The 25,656-nt window shown below is 57.8% G+C and carries 23 protein-coding genes; 12 read left to right on the top strand and 11 right to left on the bottom strand.

Going from position 1 to position 25,656, the window contains the following annotated elements:
- Positions 1-3: 3 nt before the first annotated feature.
- On the bottom strand, positions 4-903 hold the full coding sequence (locus ERE07_RS09985; protein WP_130008661.1) for an NAD kinase: 900 nt from the start codon (positions 901-903) through the stop codon (positions 4-6).
- A gap of 116 nt (positions 904-1,019) precedes the next feature.
- Here ERE07_RS09985 and hrcA point away from each other — a divergent pair, with 116 nt between their 5' ends.
- The 5 genes from hrcA to dnaJ all read left to right on the top strand — a co-directional run bounded on the left by hrcA (position 1,020) and on the right by dnaJ (position 7,066).
- Positions 1,020-2,027, top strand: coding sequence for a heat-inducible transcriptional repressor HrcA (gene hrcA, locus ERE07_RS09980; protein WP_130008660.1), 1,008 nt, complete (start codon positions 1,020-1,022; stop codon positions 2,025-2,027).
- Positions 2,020-3,075: a ferrochelatase gene (hemH, locus tag ERE07_RS09975; protein ID WP_130008659.1), complete on the top strand. Its 1,056-nt coding sequence runs from the start codon at positions 2,020-2,022 to the stop codon at positions 3,073-3,075. Before hrcA ends, hemH begins: the two co-directional genes overlap by 8 nt.
- Positions 3,076-3,180: 105 nt before the next feature.
- Positions 3,181-3,774: a nucleotide exchange factor GrpE gene (grpE, locus tag ERE07_RS09970; protein ID WP_130008658.1), complete on the top strand. Its 594-nt coding sequence runs from the start codon at positions 3,181-3,183 to the stop codon at positions 3,772-3,774.
- A gap of 105 nt (positions 3,775-3,879) precedes the next feature.
- The gene (dnaK, locus tag ERE07_RS09965; protein ID WP_130008657.1) at positions 3,880-5,805 is read left to right on the top strand and encodes a molecular chaperone DnaK; all 1,926 of its coding nucleotides are present in this window, start codon (positions 3,880-3,882) and stop codon (positions 5,803-5,805) included.
- A gap of 136 nt (positions 5,806-5,941) precedes the next feature.
- Positions 5,942-7,066: a molecular chaperone DnaJ gene (dnaJ, locus tag ERE07_RS09960; RefSeq protein WP_130008656.1), complete on the top strand. Its 1,125-nt coding sequence runs from the start codon at positions 5,942-5,944 to the stop codon at positions 7,064-7,066.
- Positions 7,067-7,135: 69 nt separating this feature from the next.
- On the opposite strand, the gene ERE07_RS09955 is transcribed toward dnaJ, so the two are convergent.
- The 4 genes from ERE07_RS09955 to ERE07_RS09940 form a co-directional block, all read right to left on the bottom strand.
- On the bottom strand, positions 7,136-10,069 hold the full coding sequence (locus ERE07_RS09955; RefSeq protein ID WP_130008655.1) for a M16 family metallopeptidase: 2,934 nt from the start codon (positions 10,067-10,069) through the stop codon (positions 7,136-7,138).
- Between the two features lie 158 nt (positions 10,070-10,227).
- Complete coding sequence (locus ERE07_RS09950) at positions 10,228-11,400, bottom strand: vWA domain-containing protein (RefSeq protein ID WP_130008654.1); 1,173 nt, start codon at positions 11,398-11,400, stop codon at positions 10,228-10,230.
- Entirely contained in the window at positions 11,390-12,010 is a 621-nt protein-coding gene (locus tag ERE07_RS09945; protein ID WP_130008653.1) for a GNAT family N-acetyltransferase, read from the bottom strand. Before ERE07_RS09945 ends, ERE07_RS09950 begins: the two co-directional genes overlap by 11 nt.
- 109 nt (positions 12,011-12,119) lie before the next feature.
- On the bottom strand, positions 12,120-12,992 hold the full coding sequence (locus ERE07_RS09940) for an AAA family ATPase (protein WP_130008652.1): 873 nt from the start codon (positions 12,990-12,992) through the stop codon (positions 12,120-12,122).
- A 147-nt stretch (positions 12,993-13,139) separates the two neighbouring features.
- Here ERE07_RS09940 and ERE07_RS09935 point away from each other — a divergent pair, with 147 nt between their 5' ends.
- Positions 13,140-13,496 carry a c-type cytochrome gene (locus ERE07_RS09935; RefSeq protein ID WP_130008651.1) on the top strand — a complete coding sequence of 119 codons (357 nt, stop codon included), beginning with the start codon at positions 13,140-13,142 and terminating at the stop codon, positions 13,494-13,496.
- Positions 13,497-13,509: 13 nt separating this feature from the next.
- On the top strand, positions 13,510-13,872 hold the full coding sequence (locus ERE07_RS09930; RefSeq protein WP_130008650.1) for a c-type cytochrome: 363 nt from the start codon (positions 13,510-13,512) through the stop codon (positions 13,870-13,872).
- Positions 13,873-13,935: 63 nt separating this feature from the next.
- Here the strand turns inward: ERE07_RS09930 and ERE07_RS09925 are convergent, their stop codons facing one another.
- The gene (locus tag ERE07_RS09925) at positions 13,936-14,364 is read right to left on the bottom strand and encodes a DUF1841 family protein (protein WP_130008649.1); all 429 of its coding nucleotides are present in this window, start codon (positions 14,362-14,364) and stop codon (positions 13,936-13,938) included.
- A 239-nt stretch (positions 14,365-14,603) separates the two neighbouring features.
- Between ERE07_RS09925 and icd the strand changes: the two genes are divergently transcribed.
- Complete coding sequence (gene icd, locus ERE07_RS09920) at positions 14,604-15,860, top strand: NADP-dependent isocitrate dehydrogenase (protein WP_130008648.1); 1,257 nt, start codon at positions 14,604-14,606, stop codon at positions 15,858-15,860.
- A 333-nt stretch (positions 15,861-16,193) separates the two neighbouring features.
- Here the strand turns inward: icd and ERE07_RS09915 are convergent, their stop codons facing one another.
- On the bottom strand, positions 16,194-17,315 hold the full coding sequence (locus tag ERE07_RS09915) for an NAD(P)/FAD-dependent oxidoreductase (RefSeq protein WP_130008647.1): 1,122 nt from the start codon (positions 17,313-17,315) through the stop codon (positions 16,194-16,196).
- Between the two features lie 301 nt (positions 17,316-17,616).
- Between ERE07_RS09915 and ERE07_RS09910 the strand changes: the two genes are divergently transcribed.
- Positions 17,617-18,255, top strand: coding sequence for a copper resistance protein NlpE N-terminal domain-containing protein (locus ERE07_RS09910; protein WP_167670819.1), 639 nt, complete (start codon positions 17,617-17,619; stop codon positions 18,253-18,255).
- 56 nt (positions 18,256-18,311) lie between these two features.
- Here ERE07_RS09910 and ERE07_RS09905 read toward each other — a convergent pair whose 3' ends face one another.
- Positions 18,312-19,580, bottom strand: a complete 1,269-nt coding sequence (locus ERE07_RS09905; RefSeq protein WP_245153594.1) for an FAD-dependent oxidoreductase — start codon at positions 19,578-19,580, stop codon at positions 18,312-18,314.
- Between the two features lie 125 nt (positions 19,581-19,705).
- On the opposite strand from ERE07_RS09905, the gene ERE07_RS09900 reads away from it, so the two are divergent.
- Positions 19,706-20,320 carry a superoxide dismutase gene (locus ERE07_RS09900; protein ID WP_130008645.1) on the top strand — a complete coding sequence of 205 codons (615 nt, stop codon included), beginning with the start codon at positions 19,706-19,708 and terminating at the stop codon, positions 20,318-20,320.
- 292 nt (positions 20,321-20,612) lie between these two features.
- Here the strand turns inward: ERE07_RS09900 and ERE07_RS09895 are convergent, their stop codons facing one another.
- From ERE07_RS09895 to trxB, 3 genes are read right to left on the bottom strand one after another with little or no spacing between them, the layout of a single operon-like run.
- Positions 20,613-20,942 (bottom strand): DMT family transporter, encoded by a 330-nt coding sequence (locus ERE07_RS09895; protein ID WP_209021127.1) that lies wholly within the window; start codon positions 20,940-20,942, stop codon positions 20,613-20,615.
- Positions 20,939-21,700, bottom strand: coding sequence for a Smr/MutS family protein (locus tag ERE07_RS09890; protein ID WP_167670817.1), 762 nt, complete (start codon positions 21,698-21,700; stop codon positions 20,939-20,941). Before ERE07_RS09890 ends, ERE07_RS09895 begins: the two co-directional genes overlap by 4 nt.
- A complete protein-coding gene (gene trxB, locus ERE07_RS09885; protein ID WP_130008642.1) occupies positions 21,687-22,646 on the bottom strand; it encodes a thioredoxin-disulfide reductase in 960 nt (319 codons plus the stop codon). Before trxB ends, ERE07_RS09890 begins: the two co-directional genes overlap by 14 nt.
- Before the next feature lie 45 nt (positions 22,647-22,691).
- Between trxB and ERE07_RS09880 the strand changes: the two genes are divergently transcribed.
- Complete coding sequence (locus ERE07_RS09880) at positions 22,692-25,046, top strand: DNA translocase FtsK (RefSeq protein ID WP_130008641.1); 2,355 nt, start codon at positions 22,692-22,694, stop codon at positions 25,044-25,046.
- Positions 25,036-25,653 carry an outer membrane lipoprotein chaperone LolA gene (lolA, locus tag ERE07_RS09875; RefSeq protein WP_130008640.1) on the top strand — a complete coding sequence of 206 codons (618 nt, stop codon included), beginning with the start codon at positions 25,036-25,038 and terminating at the stop codon, positions 25,651-25,653. Before ERE07_RS09880 ends, lolA begins: the two co-directional genes overlap by 11 nt.
- Positions 25,654-25,656 lie beyond the last annotated feature (3 nt).

Here is a 25,656-nt window from a genome sequence, read left to right as displayed (position 1 = left end):
GATTTATTCGGCCTCATCCGAGGGTTGCGGCATGTGATTCCAGTAAAGCTTGCGACGCAGCGTAGAGAAAAAACTGTAACCGGTGGGATGGATGAATCTTACGCTATGGCGGGCGCGGCGCACGTCGATGCGGTCGCCCGGTTGGCAATCGGACCATGTTTGCATGTCGAAGTGCACGCTGGCGCCGGATTCCACGCGGCCCAGCGCGGTGATGGTCAGGCTGATCGTGCCGGTATCGGGCAGCACGATTGGGCGGTTGGACAGGGTTTGCGGCGATACCGGAACCAGAAGTATTGCATTGAGCGTAGGATGTACGACCGGCCCCGATGCGGAGAGCGAGTAGGCGGTGGAGCCCGTTGGCGTGGCCACAATCAAGCCATCCGCCCGTTGGCTATACATGAAATTGTTGTTGAATTCGACCTTGACATCTATCATGCCGCCGCGCCCGGCACGGTTCAGGACAACGTCATTGAGCGCCAGCCCGGAGAACAGGGTGGTGTCCCCTCTGGTGACAGAGCCTTCCAGCATCACCCGGTCTTCAGTGTCGAAATTGCCATGGATAACACTGGCCAGCGCATCGTTTGCGCTCTGCAGGGGGATGTCGGTGATGAAGCCGAGCCGACCGTGGTTGATGCCGATGAGCGGAACGCCGCTTTGGGCCAATTGGCGCGAGGCGCCAAGCATGGTGCCGTCGCCGCCCATGATGACGGCCAGATCGGCTTGCTTGCCGATATCTTCGTAGGTGGCGATGGGAAGTTCGGTGATACCGGTGTTGCGGGCGGTATCAGCCTCGATCAGCACCGTGCAGCCTGCAGCCTGTAGTGTGGCGGCCAGCTTGCGCAAGGGAGCGTCCAGTCCGGTGTCCTGGTGGCGCCCGACGATTGCAACGGTTTTGAAGTGCATGTGCCAGATACCTTGTAGGTGTGATGAAATGGGGGCTGGATTGATTATAGAATCCCTTGGACCCTATGGATGGGGCAGAAAAAGCCTCTCTGAACAATATTGCATAAAATAAGACCATGGATGACCGAGCCAATGCGCTACTGAAGGCGCTTATAGAACGTTACATTGCCGAAGGCCAGCCGGTGGGGTCACGCACGCTTTCGAAAATGTTCGAGTTGTCGCCAGCCACCATCCGCAATGTAATGGCAGACCTCGAAGACCTAGGCCTTATCCACAGCCCGCACACGTCTGCCGGCCGTGTGCCAACACCCAAAGGATACCGGGTATTTGTCGATCGCCTGCTGGCAGTTCAGCGCTTCGAGGTGCTGCCCCCCACGCAGATCCGCGAAATGCTTCCCGCGGCGGAACCCGGTCGGGCCGTCAATGCCGCGGCGGCGCTGTTGTCCAACCTGTCACAGTTTGCGGGCGTGGTGCTGGCGCCCAAGCGTGCGCAGGTGTTCCGTCAGATCGAGTTCATCCGCCTTTCGGACAAGCGTGTGCTGCTGATCATCGTAACGCCAGACGGCGATGTTCAGAATCGGATTCTGTTTGTGCATCGCGATTATCCCGAGCAAGAGCTCATCGAAGCCAGCAATTTTTTCAACCAGCATTTCGCAGGCAAGTCTTTTTCGGAAGTCCGCCAGTCGCTTGCCGAGGAACTGTCGTCGTTGCAGGCCGACATATCACGCCTGATGCGCGCGGCGGTCGAAGCCGGCACCGCGGTCGACGACGATGACGACACCCTGGTGATCTCCGGCGAAAGCAAGCTGCTGGATATCTCCGAGATTGCCTCCGACATGGATCGCCTGCGCGGCATGTTTTCGATGTTCGAGAAAAAAACCGACCTGCTGCAGTTGCTGGATGTCTCCAGCCGCGCCCAGGGCGTACAAATCTACATTGGCGGAGATTCCCGTCTGGTGCCCCTCGAGGATGTTTCCGTCATCACTGCGCCTTATGGTGTCGACGGCAAGATCGTGGGCACGCTGGGCGTGATCGGGCCGTCCCGCATGGCTTACGAGCGCGTTATCCCCATTGTGGATATCACCGCCCGGCTTTTGTCCAACGCATTGAGTCACAATGTTTAAATCCCGTTTTTTGCCGGAACAGGCAGACCCGCTGGCCTTCAGCGATACGCCTTCGCCCCGGGATCCAGGCCCGATGGGCGTGCTGCTGGTCAACCTGGGCACACCGGACGAGCCCACGCCTTCCGCTATTCGCCGCTATCTCGCCGAGTTTCTGTCTGACCCGCGCGTTATCGAGATTCCCCAGTGGATCTGGCAGATTATCCTGCGGGGCGCCGTGCTGGTTCGCCGTCCGCATGTGTTGGCGCCGCGTTATCGAGAGATCTGGCTGGAACAGGGCTCTCCGCTGCTGGTATGGAGCCAGGCGCAGGCGGCTCAGGTCCAGCAGCAGTTGGTGCAACAAAATGTCAACGCCCAGGTGGCGCTGGGCATGCGCTACGGCAACCCCTCGATTGCCCAGGCCATGGACAGCTTGCGGTCACAAGGTTGTGACCGGATTCTGGTTGTTCCCATGTATCCCCAGTACGCCGCCAGTACCACGGCAACCGCTGTCGACAAGGTGGCAGCGCATGCCAGCCGCCTGCGCAATCAGCCAGCATTGCGGTTTATCAAGCGATATCACGATTTGCAAGGCTATATCGCCGCCATGGCCGCCAAGGTGCGGCAGCAGTGGTCGGCCCATGGCAAGCCAGAGCGCCTGCTGCTCAGCTTTCACGGCCTGCCGCGCGTTACCGTGGAGCAAGGCGACCCCTATCGCCGCGACTGCATGGAAACCGCGCAATTATTGCGCATGGCCCTGGGCGAGGACGGGCATCGGGTGCACGTCTCCTTCCAGAGCCGTTTTGGCGCCCAGGCCTGGCTGGAGCCATATACCGAGCCCACGCTGCGGGCATGGGCAAAAGAAGGCGTTCGCAGGGTCGATGTCATGTGCCCGGGGTTTCTGGCCGACTGCATCGAAACACTGGAAGAAATCCAGATGCAGTGCCGAGACGCGTTTATCCAGGAAGGGGGCGCTGAGTTCCGTTACATCGAATGCCTGAACGACGATCCGGCGTGGGCGCAAAGCCTGGCCGGGCTCATTCGCCAGCACCTGGCCGGTTGGGAGCCATGAACAGGCCGCCAGATTGCGTGTTCCTGTAAATAAGGTCTTGAAACGGGGGCATGCGCCCCCATTTTCTTGAAATTGCGACCATTACACCGAATGTGGAGATTTTTTATGTCGTCACCCAAAGAGCCCTTAGATCCACAGCAACAGGATCCATCGGTAGATACCTCCGAGCAGCTTGAGGTCAACCTGGATAGCGGCAACCCGGGCGAGGATGCCTTGCAGGATCAGGCTTTCCCCCAGGAAGACTTGTCTTCCCTGTTGTCAGAGGCACAAGAGCAGGTGGCCCGTTACCACGAGGATTTGCTGCGCGCCAAGGCCGAGGTCGAGAATATTCGCCGGCGGGCCCAGGAAGACGTTGCCAAGGCTCGAAAATTCGGCACGGAATCCTTTGCCGAAAGCCTTATCCCCGTCAAGGACAGCCTCGAGGCGGCCCTGTCTCTGTCCGACCAGACCGCTCAGGCCTGGAAAGAAGGGGTCGAGGCCACCTTGCGCCAATTGAATACCGCTTTTGAGCGAAATGCCATGAAGGAAGTTGCTCCCGGGCAAGGCGATCGCTTTGATCCGCACCTTCACCAGGCCATTTCCTCGGTGCCCTCCGAACTCCCCGAAGGCACGGTCGTCCAGTTGCTGCAAAAAGGCTACACCATCGCCGACCGTGTGCTGCGTCCGGCGCTGGTCATGGTTTCCGCCGGCCAGGCCTGAAGCCACAAAAAATCCAGAGAATGTCTTGAAATCAGGCGGCTGAGCCCCACATAGCATTCATCAGGTTTTTTACATATTCAAAATTTTTAGCAAGGTTACAAGACTATGGGCAAGATCATTGGTATTGACCTGGGCACAACCAACAGTTGTGTCGCTGTCATGGATGGCAGCAGCGTCAAGATTATCGAAAACGCAGAAGGCACCCGTACAACGCCTTCCATCGTCGCCTACATGCAAGACGGCGAGATCCTGGTTGGTGCGCCGGCCAAGCGCCAGGCAGTCACCAACCCCACCAACACGCTTTTTGCTGTCAAGCGCCTCATTGGTCGCAAGTTCGACGAAAAAGCGGTACAGAAAGACATCGACCTAATGCCTTACAGCATCATCAAGGCAGACAACGGCGACGCGTGGGTCGAAGCGCAGGGCAAGAAGCTTGCGCCTCCCCAGGTTTCGGCCGATGTGCTGCGCAAGATGAAGAAAACCGCCGAAGACTATCTTGGCGAAGAGGTCACCGAAGCGGTCATCACGGTGCCCGCCTACTTCAACGACAGCCAGCGCCAGGCAACCAAGGATGCCGGGCGTATTGCCGGCCTGGACGTCAAGCGCATCATCAACGAGCCGACAGCTGCCGCGCTGGCCTTTGGCATGGACAAGACCGAAAAGGGCGATCGCAAGATCGTTGTCTATGACCTCGGTGGTGGTACCTTTGACGTTTCCATTATCGAAATCGCCGATGTGGATGGCGAAAAGCAGTTCGAGGTGCTGTCCACCAACGGTGATACCTTCCTGGGCGGCGAAGACTTCGACCAGCGCATCATTGACTACATCATTGGCGAGTTCAAGAAGGAAAGCGGCGTCGACCTCTCCAAGGATGTTCTCGCACTGCAGCGCCTGAAGGAATCGGCCGAAAAAGCCAAGATCGAACTGTCCTCCGCGCAGCAGACTGAAATCAATCTGCCCTACATCACGGCAGACGCGTCCGGTCCCAAGCACCTGAACCTCAAGATCACGCGCGCCAAGCTGGAAGCGCTGGTCGAGGAACTGATCGAGCGCACCATCGAGCCATGCCGTGTCGCCATCAAGGATGCGGGTGTCAAGGTGTCCGAGATCGATGATGTGATTCTGGTTGGCGGCATGACCCGCATGCCCAAGGTCCAGGAAAAGGTCAAGGAATTCTTCGGCCGCGATCCACGCAAGGACGTCAACCCCGACGAAGCGGTCGCCGCCGGCGCCGCCATCCAGGGATCGGTTCTCTCGGGCGACCGCACAGACGTGCTCCTGCTCGACGTCACGCCATTGTCGCTGGGTATCGAAACCCTGGGCGGTGTCATGACCAAAATGATCCAAAAGAACACTACGATTCCCACGCGGTATTCGCAAGTGTTTTCCACGGCGGACGACAACCAGCCTGCGGTGACCATCAAGGTGTTTCAGGGCGAGCGTGAAATCGCTGCCGGCAACAAGGCCTTAGGCGAATTCAACCTTGAAGGCATCCCGCCCGCGACGCGCGGTACGCCGCAAATCGAAGTAACGTTCGACATTGACGCCAACGGTATCTTGCATGTGTCCGCCAAAGACAAGGGCACCGGCAAGGAAAACAAGATCACCATCAAGGCCAACTCCGGCCTGACGGATGACGAGATCGAGCGTATGGTCAAGGATGCCGAGGCCAATGCCGAAGACGATCACCGCGTCGCCGAACTGGCGCTTACGCGCAACCAGGCTGATGCGCTGATGCATTCCACGCGCAAATCGCTGGAAGAGCATGGCGACAAGCTGGAAGCGAGCGAGAAGGAGTCGATCGAGAACGCCTTGAAGGAACTCGAAGAAACCCTCAAGGATGGCGACAAGCCGGCCATCGATGCCAAGGTCGAAGCGCTGACAACCGCTGCGCAGAAACTGGGCGAAAAGATGTACGCCGATATGCAGGCCCAGGCTGCCGCCGCGGGGCAGGCAGGGCAAGAAGAGAGCAGGCCTGCTGAAGACGACGTGGTCGATGCCGACTTCAAAGAAGTCAAGCGCGATCAATAAGGTCTGCCTGTAGTGGCTTCAGGCCCGGTTTCTGGCGATATTGCCGGAAATCGGGCATTCTTGTTCCGACATCTGGGCCAGACTGACCGGCTCGGCACGACGCACTTGAAACGCGTCACAGACACAAGCAATACTCATGGCAAAACGCGATTATTACGAGACCCTGGGCATCGCCAAGAACGCCTCGGACGATGAACTGAAAAAAGCTTACCGAAAGCTGGCAATGAAGTACCATCCGGATCGAAATCCGGGCAACAAGGAAGCAGAAGAAAAGTTCAAGGAAGCCAAAGAGGCCTACGAAGTCCTGTCCGATGAGCAGAAGCGGGGCGCTTACGACCGCTTTGGCCATGCCGGGGTAGATCCCAACTCCGGTATGGGTGGCGGTATGGGCGGCGCGGGCTTCGCCGATGCCTTCGGTGACATCTTTGGCGAAATCTTCGGCGGCGGCGGTGGCCGGCGAGGCGGTGGTCCACAGGTTTACCGCGGAGCGGATCTCAAGTATTCGCTCGAAATTTCGCTGGAGCAGGCTGCCAGCGGCTTTGATACTGAAATCCGTGTTCCCAGCTGGGAAAACTGCGATGTTTGTCACGGCTCAGGCGCCAAGCCCGGCACTTCGCCCAAGACCTGCCACACTTGCAATGGCTCTGGGGCTGTTCGCATGCAGCAAGGCTTTTTCAGCGTGCAGCAAACCTGCCCCACCTGCCATGGCACCGGCAAGGAAATCACCGATCCCTGCACGTCTTGTGACGGTGTCGGGCGCATCCGCAAGAACAAGACACTGCAGGTCAAGATTCCGGCGGGTATCGACGACGGCATGCGCATACGCTCCTCGGGCAACGGCGAGCCAGGCTTGAATGGCGGGCCTCCGGGCGACCTGTACGTCGAGATCCATATCAAGCCGCACAATATCTTTCAGCGGGACGGAGACGACCTTCATTGCGAATTGACGATTCCGTTTACCTCCGCTGCACTGGGTGGCGAACTCGAAGTGCCCACCTTGTCAGGTAAAGGCGCGATCACGATTCCCGAGGGTACGCAGTCAGGCAAAACATTCCGCCTACGGGGCAAAGGCATACGCGGCCTGCGCGGCAGCTACCCGGGTGATCTGTATTGCCACGTATCGGTTGAGATCCCTGTTCGGCTTTCCGATGATCAGAAAAAGCTTCTGAGGCAGTTCGAAGCGTCGCTGGAGCAGGGCGGTGACAAGCATTCGCCCAACAGCAAATCCTGGACAGACAGGGTTAAAAATTTCTTTTCCTGATCGGTCGCGCGGTGCCTTGAAATACAGGTGCCGGGTAATGTTTACCCGGCACCTGGGATCCTACGGCGTTTACTGCACCGTTCCGGCTGCGCCACCCTCGGTAGCACCCATAGGTGCGGGCGATGGAGCGGGTGCTAAGGGTTGTGTTGGTTGATCCGTCTTCTTGGGCGGGGCGGGCTCGTTCTGCTTGCTTCCGTCTGCAGCCAGGGCCACGCTGAGTTCGTCGGGGATCAACCAGCGTCGCAAGGTTTCGTTGACGCGGTCGGCGTTCAAGCCTTCGAGCGCTTTGTCCATATCCGCAGACCATGCAAATGTGCGGCCCAGTTCCAGGTAGTTTGTCCAGACTGCCGACAGGGTGCTGTCGCTGGCGCGAGCCAGCTTGCGATAGTTCAGCAGCGCCTTGATGCCTTGCTCGACTTCGTCCTGGCTAAAGCCCTGATCGAGCACGCGTCGCAGTTCTTCGTTGACAGCCTTGACCAGGCGTGCGCTGTTTTGTGGCGCATGGATGGCGTAGATGGTCCAACTTCCTGACGGTTCGAAAGATGAGGCGCTTACGCGACTGCGCACATCGTAGGACAGGCCGTCCTGAACGCGCACACGATTCCACAATCGCGACGTCTCGGAGGACCCCAGCAGGTAGTTGGCGAGGTAGAGGGCGGGAAAGTCAGGGTCGGTATCCTGCAGCTTGAGCGGCATCTTGGCCAGATAAAAGGCGTTGGCCTTGTCTGGCGTATTGATGTTGAAACGCTCAGGCGGAATAGCGCGATAAGGGTTGCTTACACGCGTGTAGGCGGGCGCTTCTTGCCATCCCTTCAGGCCTTTGGCAAGCGCGGCCTTGACATGGTCCGGGTTGAATGCGCCGACTGCGGAGAACATGATATTGCCCGCGCCGTAAAACTTCGTGTAGAAATCTTCCAGGCGCTGGCGTGTCAGCGCTGCGATTTCGTTGCGCTCCTCTTCGAAGGTGGGTGTATAGCGGATGTCATCGCGAGGCCATGGGTTATCGTGGCGCGCCAACTTCCGTACGGCCAGCGCGCTCGGTTCCGACATGGCGTCGCTGAGCGCCGTACTGGCCTGACGCTGATATTCAATCAGTTCGCGGGTAGGAAAATCCGCTTCACGTACGATGCGCAGCACGAGCTCGACGAGATCGGGCAGGTGCTCTTTGACAGTGGACATGTTTACCGTCAGGATGCCACCGGCGCCGCCAAAGCTGACCTGAGCCTGAAGCGCATCGTATTTGTCCTGGATTTGCTGGCGCGTCATGTCTGTTGTGCCATGGTCCAGCAACGACGCGACCGCGCTGGCGACCTCACGCTGCCCTTTGAGGCTATCGGCGTTGCCAAACTCGATCACCATATTGGCTTCTACCCGCTCGCCGCGTGTTGGCTTGGACAGCAGCGCCAGCTTCACCTCGCCGTTGGGCAGGTCTAGCGGGATACGCAGCGTGGAGGCGTCGATATTCGCGGGTGTGGTGTCGAAAGCGGCAATTTCTGGTCCCGCGTCTCTACCCTTGAAGTCCTTGAGCAGTGTGTTCAGATCCGGCGCTTCTGGCAGTGGTGCGCGAACAGGCTTGTCTGTGGGAATGTACTTGCCGCTGGTTCGATTGCTGGAGACGAGATAGGCGGATGTGGCTTGCTGGACTTGCTCCAGTGTCATGCTTTCGACCTGCGCATGCTGCAGGAAGAACAACCGCCAGTCGCCATCAGCGGTTGCTTCGGACAATGCACTGGCCAGGCGAGGTGGGCTGGCATACACCTGCGCCCAGTCCGTAAGCCATTTGTTCCGCACGCGGTCCAGATCTTCCTGGGAGAAGGGTTTGCTATCGGTGGATTCCACGGCTTTCTTGAGCGTGGCCAGCGCCTTCTCCTGATCCATGCCCGGTTCTAACTGAGCCGCAAAAAAAGCGTAGCCCGGTTGATTCATGTCTGCGGCGAAACCAAACACGCTGGAGGCAAGGTTTTTACCGACGAGCTCGTGATAAAGGCGCCCGGAAGGGGTGTCCGACAGAATGGTCACCCCAAGATCCAGGGCGGCAAAATCAGGGCTGCCAGCTGCCGGGATGTGATACATCGTTGCGATGAGCGGCGTTCCGCCGTGGCGGCGCAACACGACCTGCCGTTCGCCGTCCTGCACGGGTTCAACCGTGTATTCGGGATGCATGCGGCGGTCCGGGCGAGGAATGGCCCCGAAGGCCTTGGTGATGGTTTGCAGCGTTGCGGCAGGATCGAAGCGGCCGGTAATGATGAGCACCGCATTGTCAGGCTGATAGTATGTTTTGTAGAAAGCCTGCAATTGCGCGATGTCAACGTTCTCGACGTCGGAGCGTGCGCCGATGGTGCTGTGGCCATAGTTGTGCCACTGGAAGGCAGCGGCCTGCATCTTCTGCAGCAGGATTTGGAAGGGATTGTTTTCGCCCCGCTCCATTTCGTTGCGAACGACGGTCATTTCGGAATCGAGATCTTGCTTGGCGATCAGCGAGTTGACCATGGCATCGGCCTGCCAGCCAAGGAACCAGTCCAGCGTTTCCGGGTTGGAAGCGAAGCTTGCATAATAATTGGTGCGGTCGCTCGTCGTGGAGCCATTGGCTTCGAGGCCGCGGCGAGAGAACTCGGCCAGCGCATTGCGCGTGGTGGGTGTGCCGCGAAACAGCATGTGCTCAAGCAAATGCGCCATGCCGGTCTGGCCGTAGTTTTCGTGGCGCGCCCCAACCAGATAGGTCATGTTGACTGTGGTGGTGGGCTTGGATTCGTCCGGCCCTAGCAAGATGCGCAGGCCATTTTCCAACTGGTATTCAGTGATTCCGCTGACTGAATGGACCAATTTGACGCCCGCTGGCAGGGCGGCGCTGTTCGCGCTGCCTGATACCCCGCCGGTTGCGGTCGGGCTGGCGTTGGGTGCAGGAGCCTTGCTGGATTCCGCGGCAAGGGCGGGCGAAGCAAATACAGCCGTAATGGCAATGGCGGCGAGGCGCGCCAGCACGATACGTGACAACGTGTACATACGCTTTGTATCCCAGTAAGAAGACGGGAGGGAGAGGCCTTCTTTTAACACAGTCGGCGATGGGTTAACACTGTGCGATGGACATACTTTCGGTCTTGTTCTGGCGGCGTGATTGTCGGCTGGTGTGATTTGGGTACTGAACCAGCCCAGTGCGGGCCTTATCGCGACAGGCTGCGCATGGCCTGTTCCAGGCCACTGACGGTGACGCTGTACATCCGATTGCCCATGATGTTCTGGATGATGGAAATCGACTGCCTGTATTGCCAGTATCCGGCGGGCTCCGGGTTGAGCCATACCGCCTTGGGCCAGTTGTCTAGCAAGCGTTGCAGCCAGGCAGCCCCGGTTTCCTTGTTGTAATGCTCGACCGAGCCGCCTGGCTGCAGGATCTCATAAGGACTCATGGTGGCGTCGCCCACAATAATCAGGCGCCAGTCGTCGTTGTATTTGCGCAGAATGTCCCAGGTGTCGAAACGTTCTGTTGTACGGCGGTGATTATCCTGCCACAGGGATTCGTAGGGACAGTTGTGGAAGTAATACACGTCGAGATTGCGAAACTCGCTGCGCGCCGCGGAAAACAGCTCTTCGACGCGGGTAATATGATCGTCCATGCTGCCTCCCACATCCAGCAACATGAGAACTTTTACCGTGTTGTGCCTTTCGGGCACCATTTGCAGATCCAGAAACCCCGCATTACGGGCTGTGCTGCGTATGGTGTCATCAAGATCCAGTTCCAGTTCGGCGCCTTCTCGCGCGAAGCGTCGCAGGCGGCGCAGCGCCATCTTGAAGTTCCGCGTGCCGAGTTCCTGCTGGTCGTCATAGTCGCGGTATTCGCGTTTTTCCCACACCTTAACGGCTGTGCGATGGCCGGCGGATGGGCCGCCGACCCGGATTCCCTCGGGATGGTAGCCGCCGTGTCCGAACGCAGAAGATCCACCTGTGCCTATCCATTTGTTGCCGCCCGCGTGACGCTCTTTCTGTTCGTCGAGCCGTTGCTTGAACAGCGCCATGAGCTTGTCCCAACCATGCTTTTCGATGGCTGCCTTTTCTTCGGGCGTAAGGTTTTTCTGGAATTCCTTGATGAGCCAGTCGAGCGGAATTTCCTTGTCTGCAGGCAAGGCGGCTTCAAGCTTTTGATAAAACTCGCCGAATGCCTGATCAAAGCGATCAAACAGGGTTTCATCCTTGACGAGCGTCATGCGCGCAAGATGATAGAAATCATCAATGGATGGCGGCATGATCCTGGCTTGAAGCGCCTCGAGCAGCGTCAGGTATTCCTGCACCGAGACCGGCAGACGTCGTGCCCGGAGGTGGTAAAAGAAATCAAGCAGCATGAGATCGCGTCAACTGGTATTCGAGATGTTTGCGTACTTCGGGCCATTCGCCAGCCAGCAGGCTGTACATGACCGTGTCGCGCACGCTGCCGTCGCGCCGCAGCGCGTGATGCCTTATTACGCCATCCCGATGTGCGCCCAGGCGTTCTATGGCACGTTGCGAGGCAATGTTGTAGTTGTCGGTGCGCCAGCCTACCACGCCCGCGCCCAGTACCTCGAAGGCATGGCGCAGCAGAAGCAGCTTGCAGGTCGTATTGACATGGCTGCGCTGCCAGCGCCTGGCATACCAGGTATAGCCGATTTCAAGTCGAGCCACGGCGGAAATGATGTCGTGGTAACGCGTCGTGCCGATGATGTCGCCGCTGTTTTCCTCGATCACGGCAAAGGGAAGCATGTGCCCTGCCTCCTGGCCAGCCAGTGCATGTTCGATATAGCCGAGGGCTTCGCCTGGCGCGGGCGCGGACGTGACGCGTAGCGTCCAGAGCTCTCCGTCTGCCGCCGCGGCTTCGAGTGCAGCGGCGTGCTCAACCTGCAAGGGTACAAGGCGTACGCCATTGCCCTTGAGCTCAACGGGGGAGGGGGATTGCCGGAATTGTTGTATCGTCTTCATCTCTTCCTTCATGGTTTTGGCGGTTAAAAGCGATTCGGCGTCCTTGCCCTGGATGGACGGCAGGTCTGCGAGCCTGATGCGGCCAACGCTGCAGCATGGCCGCGCCAGACTAGCGACGCTGGCTCGCGCGCGTCATGGCCGCCAGTCGCTGCAGCAAGGTGAGGTCTTGCTCGTTCTTGAGCAGCGCGCCAGCCATCAGGGGCAGGTCTCCCTTGGTACTGCTGATATCGCTTGCCGTGACAGCCTCGTTGGTCAGCAGGCGCAGCCAGTCCAGGAATTCCGAGGTAGAGGGTTTTTTCTTCAGCCCGGGGGCGTCGCGCAGCGCGAAAAACGTATCGAGCGCGGCGCGTAACACGTCTTCGCGGATGTCCGGATAATGAACGGCCACGATTTCGCGCATGGTATCGCGGTCGGGAAAATTGATGTAATGAAAAAAGCAACGGCGCAAAAAGGCATCGGGCAGGTCTTTTTCGTTGTTCGACGTAATGATGATCAACGGGCGATGCGTAGCCTGGATGGTCTGGCGGGTTTCGTACACATGGAACTCCATGCGATCCAGTTCGCGCAGAAGGTCATTCGGAAATTCGATGTCCGCTTTGTCAATCTCGTCGATCAGCACCACCGAGGGCTGGGCTGATTCAAAGGCTTGCCAGAGCACGCCCTTGACGATGTAGTTACCGATGTCCCTGACCTTTTCGTCTCCGAGCTGGGAGTCACGCAGGCGGGAAACCGCGTCATACTCATACAAGCCCTGGCTGGCCTTTGTGGTGGATTTGATATGCCATTGCAAAAGCGGGCGGCCCAGGGCCGCAGCGACTTCTTCGGCCAGCATGGTCTTGCCGGTGCCGGGCTCGCCCTTGATCAACAAGGGCCGCTGCAACGCCAGGGCGGCGTTGACAGCCATTTTCAGGTCGTCTGTGGCAACATAGCGTTCTGTGCCGGTAAACGTATTGTTGGCGGATGCGGGTGCTGCAGAAGTCATGTTTTCCTTCCGTGGTCTGGCGTGCGGATGGCGACGCCTAAAGGGGGATCGTACGAACTTGCCTGCAATTATCGTACAATCTCATTTTTTCGGTGGTCCGTTGATATGGATCAATCTATTCCAATTTAACGCCAAACAAGAGCTATTATGAAGTTGCGAACCTCTCTGAAGCGCACTTTGCCTGCGCTGGCCATGATGGCCTCCTGTGCAATCTTAGGGCCAGCCTACGCCGCCGATGCGGCGCCTGTCGTCGGCGACGCGCAGGCCGCTCTGTCGAAAATATCCATGTGCATCGGGTGCCATGGCATCAAGGGCTACAAGTCCAGCTTTCCCGAGGTCTACCACGTTCCCATGATTGCCGGCCAAAACGCCGAATACATCGTGGCGGCGCTCCAGGAATACGCAAGCGGCGCTCGCAGCTTTCCCACCATGGAAGCCATCGCTGAAAGCCTGTCCGAGCAGGATATGGCAGACATCGCCGCCTACTACGCAAACCTGAAATAACAAGGAGCCCGGCATGAAAAAATTGATGATCGCACTGGCGGGTACCGCATTGTTCGCAGTGGCTGGCGCCAGCACCGCTGCCGACCTCGAGGCCGGCAAGACCGCCTACGAGAAGTTTGCCTGTGCCTCGTGCCATGGCGCTGATGCCAAGTCGCCAACATTGCCTGCCTATCCCATTCTGGCTGGCCAGCACGCCGATTATCTGGCGCACGCGCTCAAGTCTTATCAGCGCGGTGCGAGCGGTGCTCCGGCTACATCGAACATACGCAAGAACGCTGTCATGGGCGCGATGGTGGCTCAATTGTCCCCAGCCGATATCGAAAATATCGCCGATTGGCTGGCCACACTGCCGTCGCCGTTGTCAGTAACGCAGTAAACATCAGGTCGTCCGAGTAAAAAAGGGTGCAATTCAAATTGCACCCTTTTTTATGACGCCGCGCTATCGGCGTGTTGCGTGCCGGCGGATGAGGTCGATGTATTTGTCGGAGTCTAGTGGCTGGCCCAGGCGTTGCGCCTCCCAGACGACTTCGCCCAGCGCTTCCATGATGATATGCGCGGCATCGTGCGCGTCGTGCGTCGCCAGAAGCTCCTCGAAGGCCTGTTTGATGCCGGGGGGCTGGTCGATGGATAGCTGCTCGTTGATGGCCAGATGCATGGACAAGTGCAGAAAGGGGTTGGTTCTTCCTTGCTCTACCGAAAAATCTTCCTGCGCGCGCTCAGGGTTTTCAAGATCAGCCTGATATTCAGGATGCAGTTCCGCCAGATCGGCCGCCATGGTTTCAAGCGGCGTCAGTACGCCACCCGATGTGCGCTTGCGCCACGCTTCGGTAAAAAATTGCCGCACTTGTTCGCGTGAAGGGTTGAACATGATGGTTTCTGCCGGAACGACTCAAAATGGTATTTTAGCCTGCAGGATAAAGGGTATGCCGACAATTGGCGCGTGGGAACTTGAGGTGGCATGCGCAACATGAATCCTCGTGTGCGCCGCTGTAGAATAGTCGTTTGTCGCGTAGCGGCAGCCAAATTACGCTACACTACTCTTATATAAGACCTGAGCAGTTTATTTCTTGTAGATTCCACGAAATGTGGAGCACAACTGGAGCATCCATGGCCTATCAACACATCAAAGTCCCCGCCGAGGGTCAAAAGATCACGGTTAACGCCGATTTTTCGCTGAGCATCCCCGACGAGCCCATCATTCCCTATATCGAGGGTGACGGCACGGGCGCAGATATCACGCCTGTCATGCTCAAGGTGGTAGACGCCGCCGTCAAGAAAGCCTACAACGGCAAGCGCAAGATACACTGGATGGAAGTCTATGCCGGTGAAAAATCCACCAAGGTTTATGGCCCGGACGTCTGGTTGCCTGAAGAAACGCTTGAGGCTGTCAAGGATTACGTTGTCTCCATCAAGGGTCCGTTGACGACACCTGTCGGCGGCGGCATCCGTTCGCTCAACGTGGCACTGCGCCAGCAACTCGATCTGTACGTCTGCCTGCGCCCCATCCAATACTTCAAGGGTGTGCCCTCGCCGGTGCGCGAGCCCGAAAAAACCAATATGGTCATCTTCCGCGAAAACTCGGAAGACATCTACGCGGGTATCGAGTTCGAAGCCGAAAGCGCCGAAGCCAAGAAGCTCATCGCCTTTCTGCAAAATGAGCTCGGCGTCAAGAAAATCCGCTTCCCCGAAACTTCTGGCATCGGCGTCAAGCCTGTGTCGCGCGAGGGCACTCAGCGTCTGGTGCGCAAGGCCATTCAGTACGCAATCGACAATGATCGCGCTTCGGTCACGCTGGTGCACAAGGGCAATATCATGAAGTTCACCGAAGGTGGCTTCCGCGATTGGGGCTACGAATTGGCCCAGAAGGAGTTCGGTGCCGAACTCATCGACGGTGGCCCATGGTGCAAATTCAAGAATCCCAAGACGGGTCGCGAGATCATCGTGAAGGATTCCATTGCGGATGCCTTCCTGCAGCAAATTCTGCTGCGTCCAGCAGAATACGATGTCATTGCCACCTTGAATCTGAACGGTGACTATGTGTCCGATGCGCTGGCTGCGCAGGTTGGTGGCATCGGTATTGCTCCCGGCGCAAACCTGTCCGACTCCGTCGCCATGTTCGAGGCTACCCACGGTACGGCGCCCAAGTACGCCGGCAAGGACTACGTTAACCCAGGTTCCGAAATCCTCTCGGCCGAAATGATGCTGCGTCACATGGGCTGGACCGAAGCTGCTGACCTGATCATCTCCAGCATGGAAAAATCCATTCTGTCCAAGAAGGTTACTTACGATTTTGCCCGTCTGCTCGAAGGCGCGACGCAAGTATCGTGCTCCGGCTTTGGCCAGGTGATGATAGACAACATGTAATCGGCATCTTCCCGCTTGAGCCGGGATGTGTACGACAACCCCCGCCTTGATGGCGGGGTTTTTTTTCTAATGCGCCCGACAGCGGCATACGCCTGCCCATTGCTTCGTTCGCTACGCCGACGACCGTAACGTCTATGTTCGTAGCCAATGGTATGACGTAATTGAAACCGGCTGTACTGTGTAGTGTTCACTCAGCGGCCCAACTCGACGATGCATGCCATCAGCTTGCGCAAGGCCAGCAGCAGAGAGGTAAAGCGCTATGTCGAAGCTTAGAAGGCGATCGATATTGCTCGTTTAAGCAGCGTTTCGAACCGCCCGGCGTGAACCGGTATTTCAGCATTCGCAGCCGTCGCAGCATTCGCTGTTGCCAAACGGGCCCCAGGCCCCTGCGCCGGTTTGCAAAGCGCTGGCGTCCAGTGACAGGCACTGCGCCAGGCTGTGCGCAATCAGGCCAAAACGCTGGCGGAACTTGTAGATAAAGCAAAAAATGCGCTGATCGTGACGTACTTGTGGACCGATCAGGAACAGCCCAGGTGTGCGTGTTGATTCGTCGGCTTCGGTGAGGACGATGCGGCCTTCTTTATTCCATTCCCACAGATCGGCAATTTGTATCGCGCCGCCGCCCTTGAGAAAGCCTGTGCCCAGAATGGGAGGCTGAGGTTCATCCCAATGGCGGCCGTCTGCGGCGTGGATCCGGTATCCGCCACGATGGCATGGCGAAACCTTTACGATATCCACATCAAAGATGATGGTAAGGCGGGTGGTGTCGACGGCTTCGTACAGCCGTTGGCGGCTATACGGCGACAGCGACAGGCTTGGGTCATAGTCGCTGTCTGGATCCCATGTTGATTTGCGCACAAGGAGCCGCACATGGCGGCCGGCTGCAACCAGATTGACGGCGGCATCGACGCCGCTTTCATAGCCACCAATCACAGTGTAGCGAGGGGCCGTAAAATCCTGCCAATCCGTGACGTGCGCATAGTGCGTGCACCATTGCGCCCCCGGAAAGGGGGCCAGATCGGGAAACTGGAATTCGCCTGTGGCCCAAATCAGGAACCGTGTTTGCAGCGTACCTTGTTCCGTGTCAAGCCGAAAGCCGCTCCGAGGAAGACGCGCTACAGAAAGCACCTTGCAGCGACACACGACAGGCAGATTATGTCCGTTGGCGATGAAAGCCAGGTACGCTGCGTACTGGTCTCCACTGGGGTGCTCCACGCCAGCATGAATGGCGGGAGAGCTCAACTCATTCACGGCATTCAGATCGGCCAGTCCAAACGGGTTGCTGTGAAATGAGGGGGTGATGAAGCGCGTTTGCCTTGGCCAGCGGCGAAAGGATGCACCGATTTGATCGCCTTCCAGTACCCCGTACTTCAGGCCGGGTATTCGCTGCAGCGCCAAGGCCATGCCGATGCCAGCGGGGCCGGCTCCAACAATTACCACATCAAGTTGGCGCATCGCGACTTCCTGTTTCTGAGATGGGTGAGAAAAAGATTGTTACTTCATTGCGGAGGGCGAGCCCGTCAACGCATTACATAATGTTATAACATAACACTACGTAATCCGAGGTTGGCGCTGGAAAAAACAATGTTGCCAACGCCTCGTATATCAAATCAGAACGCTTTTTGGCTGTTGCTGTGCCGATTCTCCAACCTTGTTTCAGTCGTGAAAAACCATGCTTTCCAACAAGCTTTTCTTATCGCTTTCAATTATGTTGCTCTCAGCTGGATCCGCCTGTGCGGCCTGCGGAGGCGATATCGTGTTCAAGCCGGGTGCATCTTCGGGACACATCGCTGGCTCCATTCAGCAGCGTCAATATTGCGATTATCGTTTCAGGGCGCGGGCGGGCCAGCAGCTCAAACTGAGCTATGCCGACAGTCAGCGCCCTCAGGTATTCCTTGTGGCGCCGATCGAAAGGCAAATGTTGTCGGATGACGAATACATTCTTCCCGATAGCGGGGTGTACGATCTTCGTGTAATGCTCACGCGAAACGATGCCAGAAAGTATGCGAAGCTCCAGTCGTACGCGATAACGGTATCCATTGTGGATGTTGATCCCGCAGTGGCGGCGTCGGCGTTGGAGGTTGCCAGGCTGGCAGGCCTGTATGAGGGCACGGCCCCTTGTGATGATTGCGCAGGGATAGAAACCACCCTAATGCTTTACGAAGATGGGAGCTACACGCACTCCACGATATACACCGCGCATGAACCCGAGAAGGTGATTCAGGACTTTGGCAGTTGGCAGGTGGATGATGGACTGGTGGTGTTGCGCTCGGAAGCGAATGCAGGGTTCAGGCGCTTCTACAAGCCAGCAGGTAATGCGCTGGTTCCTACAGACAGCCAGGGAAGACAGCGCACCAGACCAACGGATGTTTTATTGCAGCGACGATCAAGCTAACGGCGGCATCCTGCAAAACAAAGTCGGCTGTCGCGCTACCTGTCGCGACAGCTGCTTCAGTGTGGTCGGCGAACATGCTCGCGCCTGAAGCCCAACCCAAAGATACGGGCAGGGATAGTGCGGATTAGCCGTGATTTGGTCAGAAACCGCGCTATGGCAGGCGCCCTGGCAGCCTGGCCATCGTCTTTCGCTGCCAGTGCGGGTTCGATCAGCCGCCGTTGCATGATGAGCTGAACACGCTGCATTAATCTGGTCGGCAGCATGCGGCGCTTCTGTACGGCTGCGAGCATGTGCTCCTCAACAGGGCTTTGGCCCTGTAGCACTGGTCCAAGTATATTGGCGGCGGCGACTGCGTCCTGGATAGCCAGGTTGATGCCGACGCCGCCGATCGGTGACATGGCATGCGCTGCATCGCCGATCAATAAAAGCCCCGGCCGGTGCCAGCGGCGCAGGCGGTCTACCCTGACTTCCAACAGCTTGACGTCATCCCACGATTGGATAGCATCCACGTGAGGTGTCAGCATTGCGCAGCGGCGAGCGATGTTGTTCCGGAACTGCTCTATGGGCTTGCGGCGCCATTCCTCCGCCTGGCCCTTGGGTATGACACAGGCAACCTGCCAGTAATCATTGCGATTGAGCAACACGAGGAATCCGCCACGGCCCGCCACCCCAAAGGTATCGTCTGGATCTGTGTCGGCGCGAGGCAGCCTGAACCACATCACATCCATGGGCGCGCCGAGATTATTCGATTGCAGGCCTGCCGCCGCGCGCAGGGTAGAGTGGCGGCCGTCGCAGGCGACGACGAGATCTGCCTGAACCACAAGCTCTCCGTCTGGTGTGGTGGCTCGCACGCCAGTCACGGCGTCGCCCGAGCGCACAAGTGTGGTCACCTCGGCTTGCATCAACAAGGAAAAATTCGGATAACGCCGGGCCTCCTGGGATAAAAGATCGAGCAGATCCCATTGAGGAACCAAAGCCAGATAAGGATAGGGCTTGAGTGTGCTGAAGTCGCCGAACACCAGAGGCCCGTCAGCAAACAGGGCCTGCAGTTTCTGCACTCGATGCTGCGGCAACTGATCGAACCGCTGCTTAAGGCCGACTTCGTTCAGGATCTCCAGTGTGGAGGGGTGGACGGTGTCTCCGCGAAAATCTCGCAGAAAATCCCTGTGCTTTTCCAGAACCAGGGTTTGCACACCCGTGCGTGCCAACAACAGACCCAGCATAATTCCCGCCGGGCCGCCGCCGACGATACAGCATCGCGTTTTCAGGTGTTGCGTTGCTTCGACCATAAAAGAAAGTGTGAGGGCATAAATGACGATGGTCAAGCGTGATTGAGCTGCCAGGGCGGGGTTCCCTTGTTCAGGGATTCTCTGTATATTTAAATCATATGATTATGATAATCATTACTGTTCAATAGATTTGATTCTTGTGTTCAATCTCAGGAGAGCCCATGCCCTATACCCTGCCTGCACTGCCATATGCTTACGACGCGCTTGAACCGCATATTGACGCCATGACGATGGAAATCCATTACACCAGGCATCACCAGACCTACATTAATAATCTGAACGCGGCGCTTGAGAGCGCGGGAATATCCAGCGAGCAGCCGGTCGAAACACTGATTTCCGATCTCGATGCCATACCGGAATCCATTCGAACCATCGTGCGCAACAACGGCGGCGGCCATGCCAATCACAGTCTATTCTGGACCGTGATGTCCTCGCAGGGTGGTGGTGTGGCCAATGGCGTGCTGGGCAAGGCGATCGAGGCTGATCTGGGCGGAGACGATTCATTTCGCGATGCATTCACCAAGGCGGCTGTCAGCCGTTTTGGCAGTGGCTGGGCCTGGTTGAGTCTTACGCCGCAAGGCAAGCTGCTGGTTGAAAGCAGCGCCAATCAGGATAGTCCGTTCATGCAGGGGAATACTCCCATTTTGGGTCTGGATGTCTGGGAGCACGCCTACTATCTGAAATACCAGAATAGGCGGCCAGAATATATCAACGCTTTTTATAATGTGGTGGATTGGAAAGAAGTGGCCCGTCGTTACGATGCCGCGCTGTCGTAAACCGATAATAATACTGCCGGTTGTGGCGTAGTAGCGCAGATTCTATACATTAACTTAGTGCATTCCCTAAGTGCCGTAATGGAAAATATCATGCACAATGCGTTCCATGCAGGTGAGGAGACAACGCCCTGCATGGGCAAGCCGGTAACGGTACATAATAATAGAAGCGGTACCCATAAGAAATAAAAACGCATAAAAGCCGGCATATGAACGTCATATGTCGGCTTTTGTCATTTATGTCTGGGCAGTGTCTGCTGATGAATTCCGGATTCCTTTTTATGATCCGCGGTTTTCAGTGCAGCGATGATTTCGAAAAAACATTCAGCACCAATACACCTGCCACAATCAGTGTGATGCCGATCACAGCTGCCGTATCCAGATGTTGTTTGAACACGAAATAGCCGATCAGGGAAATGGCCACGATGCCCGCCCCGGACCAAATGGCGTAGGCGATGCCGACGGGGATTGCGCGCAGTGCCAGCGACAGGCAGTAAAACGCGATTGAATAGCCGGCGACGGTGATAAGGGTAGGGTATAGGCGAGTGAAGCCTTCAGTCGCCTTGAGGGCAGTGGTCGCTACGATTTCGGCCGAAATGGCGATGGCGAGGTAGAGCCAGCTCATGATTCAGGATGTACGGTAGAAGACAGCGGCGCAGGCGAAATGTGTAGCAGAACCTGCACCGCACCGCTGCCGCCCTCGTGCTCGGCGCATTCAATATAAGCCAGGACGCACTCCATTTGCGTCAGCCAGCGGCGTATGGTTTGCTTGAGGACGGGTTCACCATCGCGCGAACCGTAGCCTTTGCCATGGACGATACGCACGCATCTGACCTGGTGCGTCAGGCAAGACCCCAGGAAGCGATCCAGACGCTCGCGCGCCTGATCCAGCGTGCTGCCGTGCAAATCCAGGGTGGCGCCAACAGGCCATTTGCCGCGCTTGAGCCCTTTGATCAGATCGGCAGCGTGGCGCTCACGCACAAAGCGGCTGTCGTCGTGATCGGATCGCACCGGCTGAAAATGATCTGACAGGGTAACCGGCCTGGGTGCGTCTTGACCCGTGGCCCGTTGTCGCCGTTGACGCAGCAGTTCGGGCGCTGCTGTCGGAAGCGATGAAAACACTGCGCGTTTGGTGTCCTTGATTGGCGTCACCAGTTTGACCGCGCGCCGGAAAAGCGCGATATCGGCCGCTGTCAGGCCTTGCTTTGCGGTGGTGTCCAGACGGTTGCGGGGCGCGGCACGCTCGGCTTTCGCGGACGGAGGTTCCGGCGGGGCGAGGTTTGCCTGGGCTTTTGCCTGCTTGTGCAGCTGTTTGAGCTCGGCAAGCCCTTTGGCAGGCGCTTTTGCCGCAACCCCGCCGCGTCCGGTTCTATTCGGCCGCATTCTCCAACCATCGTTGAGCATCCAGGGCCGCCATGCAGCCGGTGCCGGCGCTGGTGATGGCCTGGCGATAGACGTGGTCCTGAACATCGCCCGCGGCGAAAACCCCGGGCACGGAGGTCATGGTGGCCAAGCCTTGCAGACCGCTTCGGGTAATGATGTAACCATTTTCCATTTCGAGCTGCCCTTCGAAAATGGACGTATTGGGCTTATGGCCGATCGCAATGAACACGCCCGTGACGGGCAGGTCTTCGGCAGTATTGGTCTGATTGTTCCGCAGTCGGACGCCGGTGACGCCGGACTGGTCGCCCAGGACTTCCTCGAGCTCATAGAACAGCTTGAGTTTCATGTTGCCATTGGCCACTTTGTCCATCAGCTTGTCGGTGAGGATAGGCTCGGAACGGAACTTGTCGCGGCGATGCACCAGCGTGACGGTACGGCAGATATTGGAGAGATAGAGGGCTTCTTCGACGGCGGTGTTACCCCCGCCAACGACAATAACATCTTGATTTTTATAGAAAAAACCATCACACGTGGCGCAGCCCGAGACGCCGCGGCCCATGAATTCCTGTTCTGTGGGCAGGCCCAGGTACTGTGCGGACGCGCCCGTCGCAATGATGAGCGCGTCGCAAGTGTATTGCGCGCCAGTGTCTCCCGTTAGCGTGAAGGGACGCTTGGACAGGTCGACCGATGCGATGTGGTCGAAAATCATTTCTGTATTGAAACGCTCCGCATGCGCCTGAAAGCGTTGCATCAAATCGGGCCCCTGCACGCCTTGGGCATCCGCCGGCCAGTTGTCTACATCGGTTGTCGTCATCAATTGGCCACCCTGTTCCAGCCCTGTGACCAGGACGGGTTGGAGGTTGGCGCGCGCGGCATAGACCGCAGCTGAATAACCTGCCGGACCAGAGCCAAGAATGAGCACTTTGGCGTGTTTAGGTGTTGTCATTACAGAAAATCCGAAAATAAGTGAACAGCCAATTATAATGACTCCATGGCTAGATTACCTGCGACATCCCCCCGCTCGTCGCGCAACGTGCGCAATGGGCCTTCTCCCCTGCAATCCCGGCTCTCAGGCTTGCTTCGCGAAGCACGCTGGATCGTGTTTGCCGCGCTTGCCGCCTGGCTCGGCCTGGTGCTCGCCACCTGGGACCCTGCCGATCCGGCCTGGTCACATTCTGTCATGGCGGCCACCACGCAAAATCGGGGCGGAACAGTAGGAGCCTATATTTCAGACTTTCTACTTTTCCTCTTTGGCTATTCCTCCTGGTTATGGGTGGTGCTGCTTGCGCAACGCGTGGTTCAGGGGTTTTACCGCCTGACCAGTCTCCTTCAGCCAGAGAAAGAACCCACGCTCCCCCGTGTGCATTGGGAAGTGGGCATCGGATTTTTTCTGCTGTTTATTGGCGTCATGGGCATTGAAGCCCTGCAGATGAAACAAATCGGCGCGCACCTCCCGGCGGGCGCCGGGGGGCAACTGGGCCAATTGCTGGCCGCGGGCATGTCCCTGGCGATGGGCAATGCCGGGTGCACCCTGTTGCTGCTGGTGTTTGCCGCCGTGGGCGCCAGCCTGTTCTTTGGTTTTTCCTGGCTGCATATCGCCGAACGTGTCGGTACGGCGATCGAGCAATCCATCAAGCGTATGCTTGCGCTGAGGGAGGCGCGCCAGGATCGCAAGGTTGGCGAGGCCAAGAAGGCCGAGCGCAACGAAAGCGTGGTGGTCAAACAAGAGCAGTTGGTGCATGAGCAACCTGTGCGGATTGAGCCGGCGATTACCTCTGTGCCACGCTCGGACCGCGTCGAGAAAGAAAAGCAGAAGACGCTGTTTACCGCGCCCAAGGATGCACCCAATTCGGGCGACCTGCCGGCGGTAAGCCTGCTGGACATGCCGGTCGAGAGCGCGGAAACCGTATCGCCCGAGACCATCGAATATACCTCGAGGCTTATCGAGAAGAAATTATCCGATTTTGGCGTAAAGGTGGTGGTGGTCGCCGCCCAGGCCGGTCCCGTGATTACTCGGTACGAGATCGAGCCCGCCACTGGCGTCAAAGGGAGCCAGATTGTCAATCTGGCCAAAGACCTGGCGCGGGCGCTTAGCCTCGTGAGCATTCGTGTGGTCGAAACCATCCCCGGCAAGAACCTGATGGGGCTGGAACTGCCCAACCCCAAGCGCCAGATGGTCAAGCTGTCCGAAATCATTGGTTCACAGACGTATCATTCCAGCAGTTCGCTGGTGACGATGGCGCTGGGCAAGGATATCGCTGGCAATCCGGTCGTGGCCGACCTGGCCAAGATGCCTCACCTGCTGGTTGCCGGCACAACTGGCTCAGGCAAGTCTGTCGGTATCAACGCCATGATTCTGTCCCTGCTGTATAAGGCAGATGCCAGCCAGGTCAGGCTTATCCTGATCGACCCCAAGATGCTTGAAATGAGTGTTTACGAGGGCATTCCGCATTTGCTGGCACCCGTTGTCACAGACATGCGCCACGCCGCCAACGCGCTGAACTGGTGCGTAGGCGAAATGGAAAAGCGCTACCGTCTCATGAGCAAGATGGGAGTGCGCAATCTGGCGGGTTATAACAACAAGATACGCGAAGCCAATAAGCGTGGAGAGCCTATCCCCAATCCGTTTTCGCTGACGCCGGATGCGCCCGAACCCCTGAGCACGCTCCCCATGATTGTGGTGGTGATCGACGAGCTTGCCGACCTGATGATGGTGGTCGGCAAGAAGATCGAGGAGCTGATTGCCCGCCTGGCTCAGAAGGCACGAGCGGCCGGCATACATTTGATCCTGGCGACGCAGCGACCCAGCGTGGATGTCATTACCGGTCTGATCAAGGCCAATATTCCAACCCGTATAGCGTTCCAGGTGTCGTCCAAGATTGATTCCCGGACCATCCTGGACCAAATGGGCGCGGAAACCCTGCTTGGGCAGGGCGACATGCTGTATCTGCCACCGGGCAGCGGCCTGCCGGCCCGGGTTCATGGTGCCTTTGTCCACGATGACGAGGTCCATCGTGTTGTCGAATCGCTGAAGGAGCAGGGCGAGCCCAACTATATCGAAGGGTTGCTCGAAGGCGCGCTCGAGGGCGAAACCGGCGATGGTGTCGGTAGCGTAACGGGTTTTGCCGATGCGGAATCCGACCCGCTTTACGATCAGGCGGTGCAAGTTGTCTTGAAGAATCGCCGTGCATCAATTTCCTCAGTGCAGCGACATTTGCGCATTGGCTACAATCGCGCGGCCCGTCTGCTAGAGCAGATGGAGCAGGCTGGCATGGTGTCAGCCATGCAGTCCAATGGCAATCGTGAAATTCTGGTTCCAGCGGGGAATGCATCCAATGAAGATTAAACAAATCCTTATCGCGGCGCTGCTGGCGACGATGCCGCTCGCAGCATGGTCGGCTGACGCCGTGGCGCAGTTGCGCAAGTTCATTGCCGAGGTGCCTTCGGCGTCAGGCCAGTTCACTCAGCAACGGCTGGACAAGCTGGCCAGTTCGCGCCAATCCGGCCAGTTCTCTTTCAAGCGGCCTGGGCAGTTCAAGTGGGAAGTCCTAAAGCCTTATGAGCAGCTTATTGTGTCCAATGGCAAGGTGGTCTACCAGTACGATCCCGATCTGGCCCAGGTCACCGAGCGCAATGTAGACCAATCGATAGGCGCTTCGCCCGCGGCGATTCTGTTCGGATCCGGTTCGCTGGATGACAACTTCGAGCTGGCGGGCCAGCCTTCAAAGGATGGCTTGGACTGGTTGCGCGCCACACCGCGTAGCGCGGATGCGGGCTTCTCGTACGTGGACATAGGGTTTCGCAATGCATTGCCGGCCAGGCTTGAATTGCTCGATTCTTTTGGGCAAACCACGCGTATCGACTTAAACGATATCGTCGTCAACCCGCAATTGGATGCGAAGGCGTTTTCCTTCACACCGCCTGCGGATGTCGACGTCGTAAAAATGCAGTAGGCC

This window comes from Allopusillimonas ginsengisoli (assembly GCF_004153455.1).
In the GTDB taxonomy this organism is placed as follows: domain Bacteria; phylum Pseudomonadota; class Gammaproteobacteria; order Burkholderiales; family Burkholderiaceae_B; genus Allopusillimonas; species Allopusillimonas ginsengisoli.
Note: the sequence above shows the minus strand (reverse complement) of the source record. Positions and strands in the feature narration are given on the sequence as shown.

Coding starts and splice junctions, on each gene's coding strand:
- ERE07_RS09985 (WP_130008661.1), bottom strand. CDS start 903: ATGCACTTCAAAACCGTTGCAATCGTCGGGCGCCACCAGGACACCGGA.
- hrcA (WP_130008660.1), top strand. CDS start 1,020: ATGGATGACCGAGCCAATGCGCTACTGAAGGCGCTTATAGAACGTTAC.
- hemH (WP_130008659.1), top strand. CDS start 2,020: ATGTTTAAATCCCGTTTTTTGCCGGAACAGGCAGACCCGCTGGCCTTC.
- grpE (WP_130008658.1), top strand. CDS start 3,181: ATGTCGTCACCCAAAGAGCCCTTAGATCCACAGCAACAGGATCCATCG.
- dnaK (WP_130008657.1), top strand. CDS start 3,880: ATGGGCAAGATCATTGGTATTGACCTGGGCACAACCAACAGTTGTGTC.
- dnaJ (WP_130008656.1), top strand. CDS start 5,942: ATGGCAAAACGCGATTATTACGAGACCCTGGGCATCGCCAAGAACGCC.
- ERE07_RS09955 (WP_130008655.1), bottom strand. CDS start 10,069: ATGTACACGTTGTCACGTATCGTGCTGGCGCGCCTCGCCGCCATTGCC.
- ERE07_RS09950 (WP_130008654.1), bottom strand. CDS start 11,400: ATGCTGCTTGATTTCTTTTACCACCTCCGGGCACGACGTCTGCCGGTC.
- ERE07_RS09945 (WP_130008653.1), bottom strand. CDS start 12,010: ATGAAGACGATACAACAATTCCGGCAATCCCCCTCCCCCGTTGAGCTC.
- ERE07_RS09940 (WP_130008652.1), bottom strand. CDS start 12,992: ATGACTTCTGCAGCACCCGCATCCGCCAACAATACGTTTACCGGCACA.
- ERE07_RS09935 (WP_130008651.1), top strand. CDS start 13,140: ATGAAGTTGCGAACCTCTCTGAAGCGCACTTTGCCTGCGCTGGCCATG.
- ERE07_RS09930 (WP_130008650.1), top strand. CDS start 13,510: ATGAAAAAATTGATGATCGCACTGGCGGGTACCGCATTGTTCGCAGTG.
- ERE07_RS09925 (WP_130008649.1), bottom strand. CDS start 14,364: ATGTTCAACCCTTCACGCGAACAAGTGCGGCAATTTTTTACCGAAGCG.
- icd (WP_130008648.1), top strand. CDS start 14,604: ATGGCCTATCAACACATCAAAGTCCCCGCCGAGGGTCAAAAGATCACG.
- ERE07_RS09915 (WP_130008647.1), bottom strand. CDS start 17,315: ATGCGCCAACTTGATGTGGTAATTGTTGGAGCCGGCCCCGCTGGCATC.
- ERE07_RS09900 (WP_130008645.1), top strand. CDS start 19,706: ATGCCCTATACCCTGCCTGCACTGCCATATGCTTACGACGCGCTTGAA.
- ERE07_RS09895 (WP_209021127.1), bottom strand. CDS start 20,942: ATGAGCTGGCTCTACCTCGCCATCGCCATTTCGGCCGAAATCGTAGCG.
- ERE07_RS09890 (WP_167670817.1), bottom strand. CDS start 21,700: ATGCGGCCGAATAGAACCGGACGCGGCGGGGTTGCGGCAAAAGCGCCT.
- trxB (WP_130008642.1), bottom strand. CDS start 22,646: ATGACAACACCTAAACACGCCAAAGTGCTCATTCTTGGCTCTGGTCCG.
- ERE07_RS09880 (WP_130008641.1), top strand. CDS start 22,692: ATGGCTAGATTACCTGCGACATCCCCCCGCTCGTCGCGCAACGTGCGC.
- lolA (WP_130008640.1), top strand. CDS start 25,036: ATGAAGATTAAACAAATCCTTATCGCGGCGCTGCTGGCGACGATGCCG.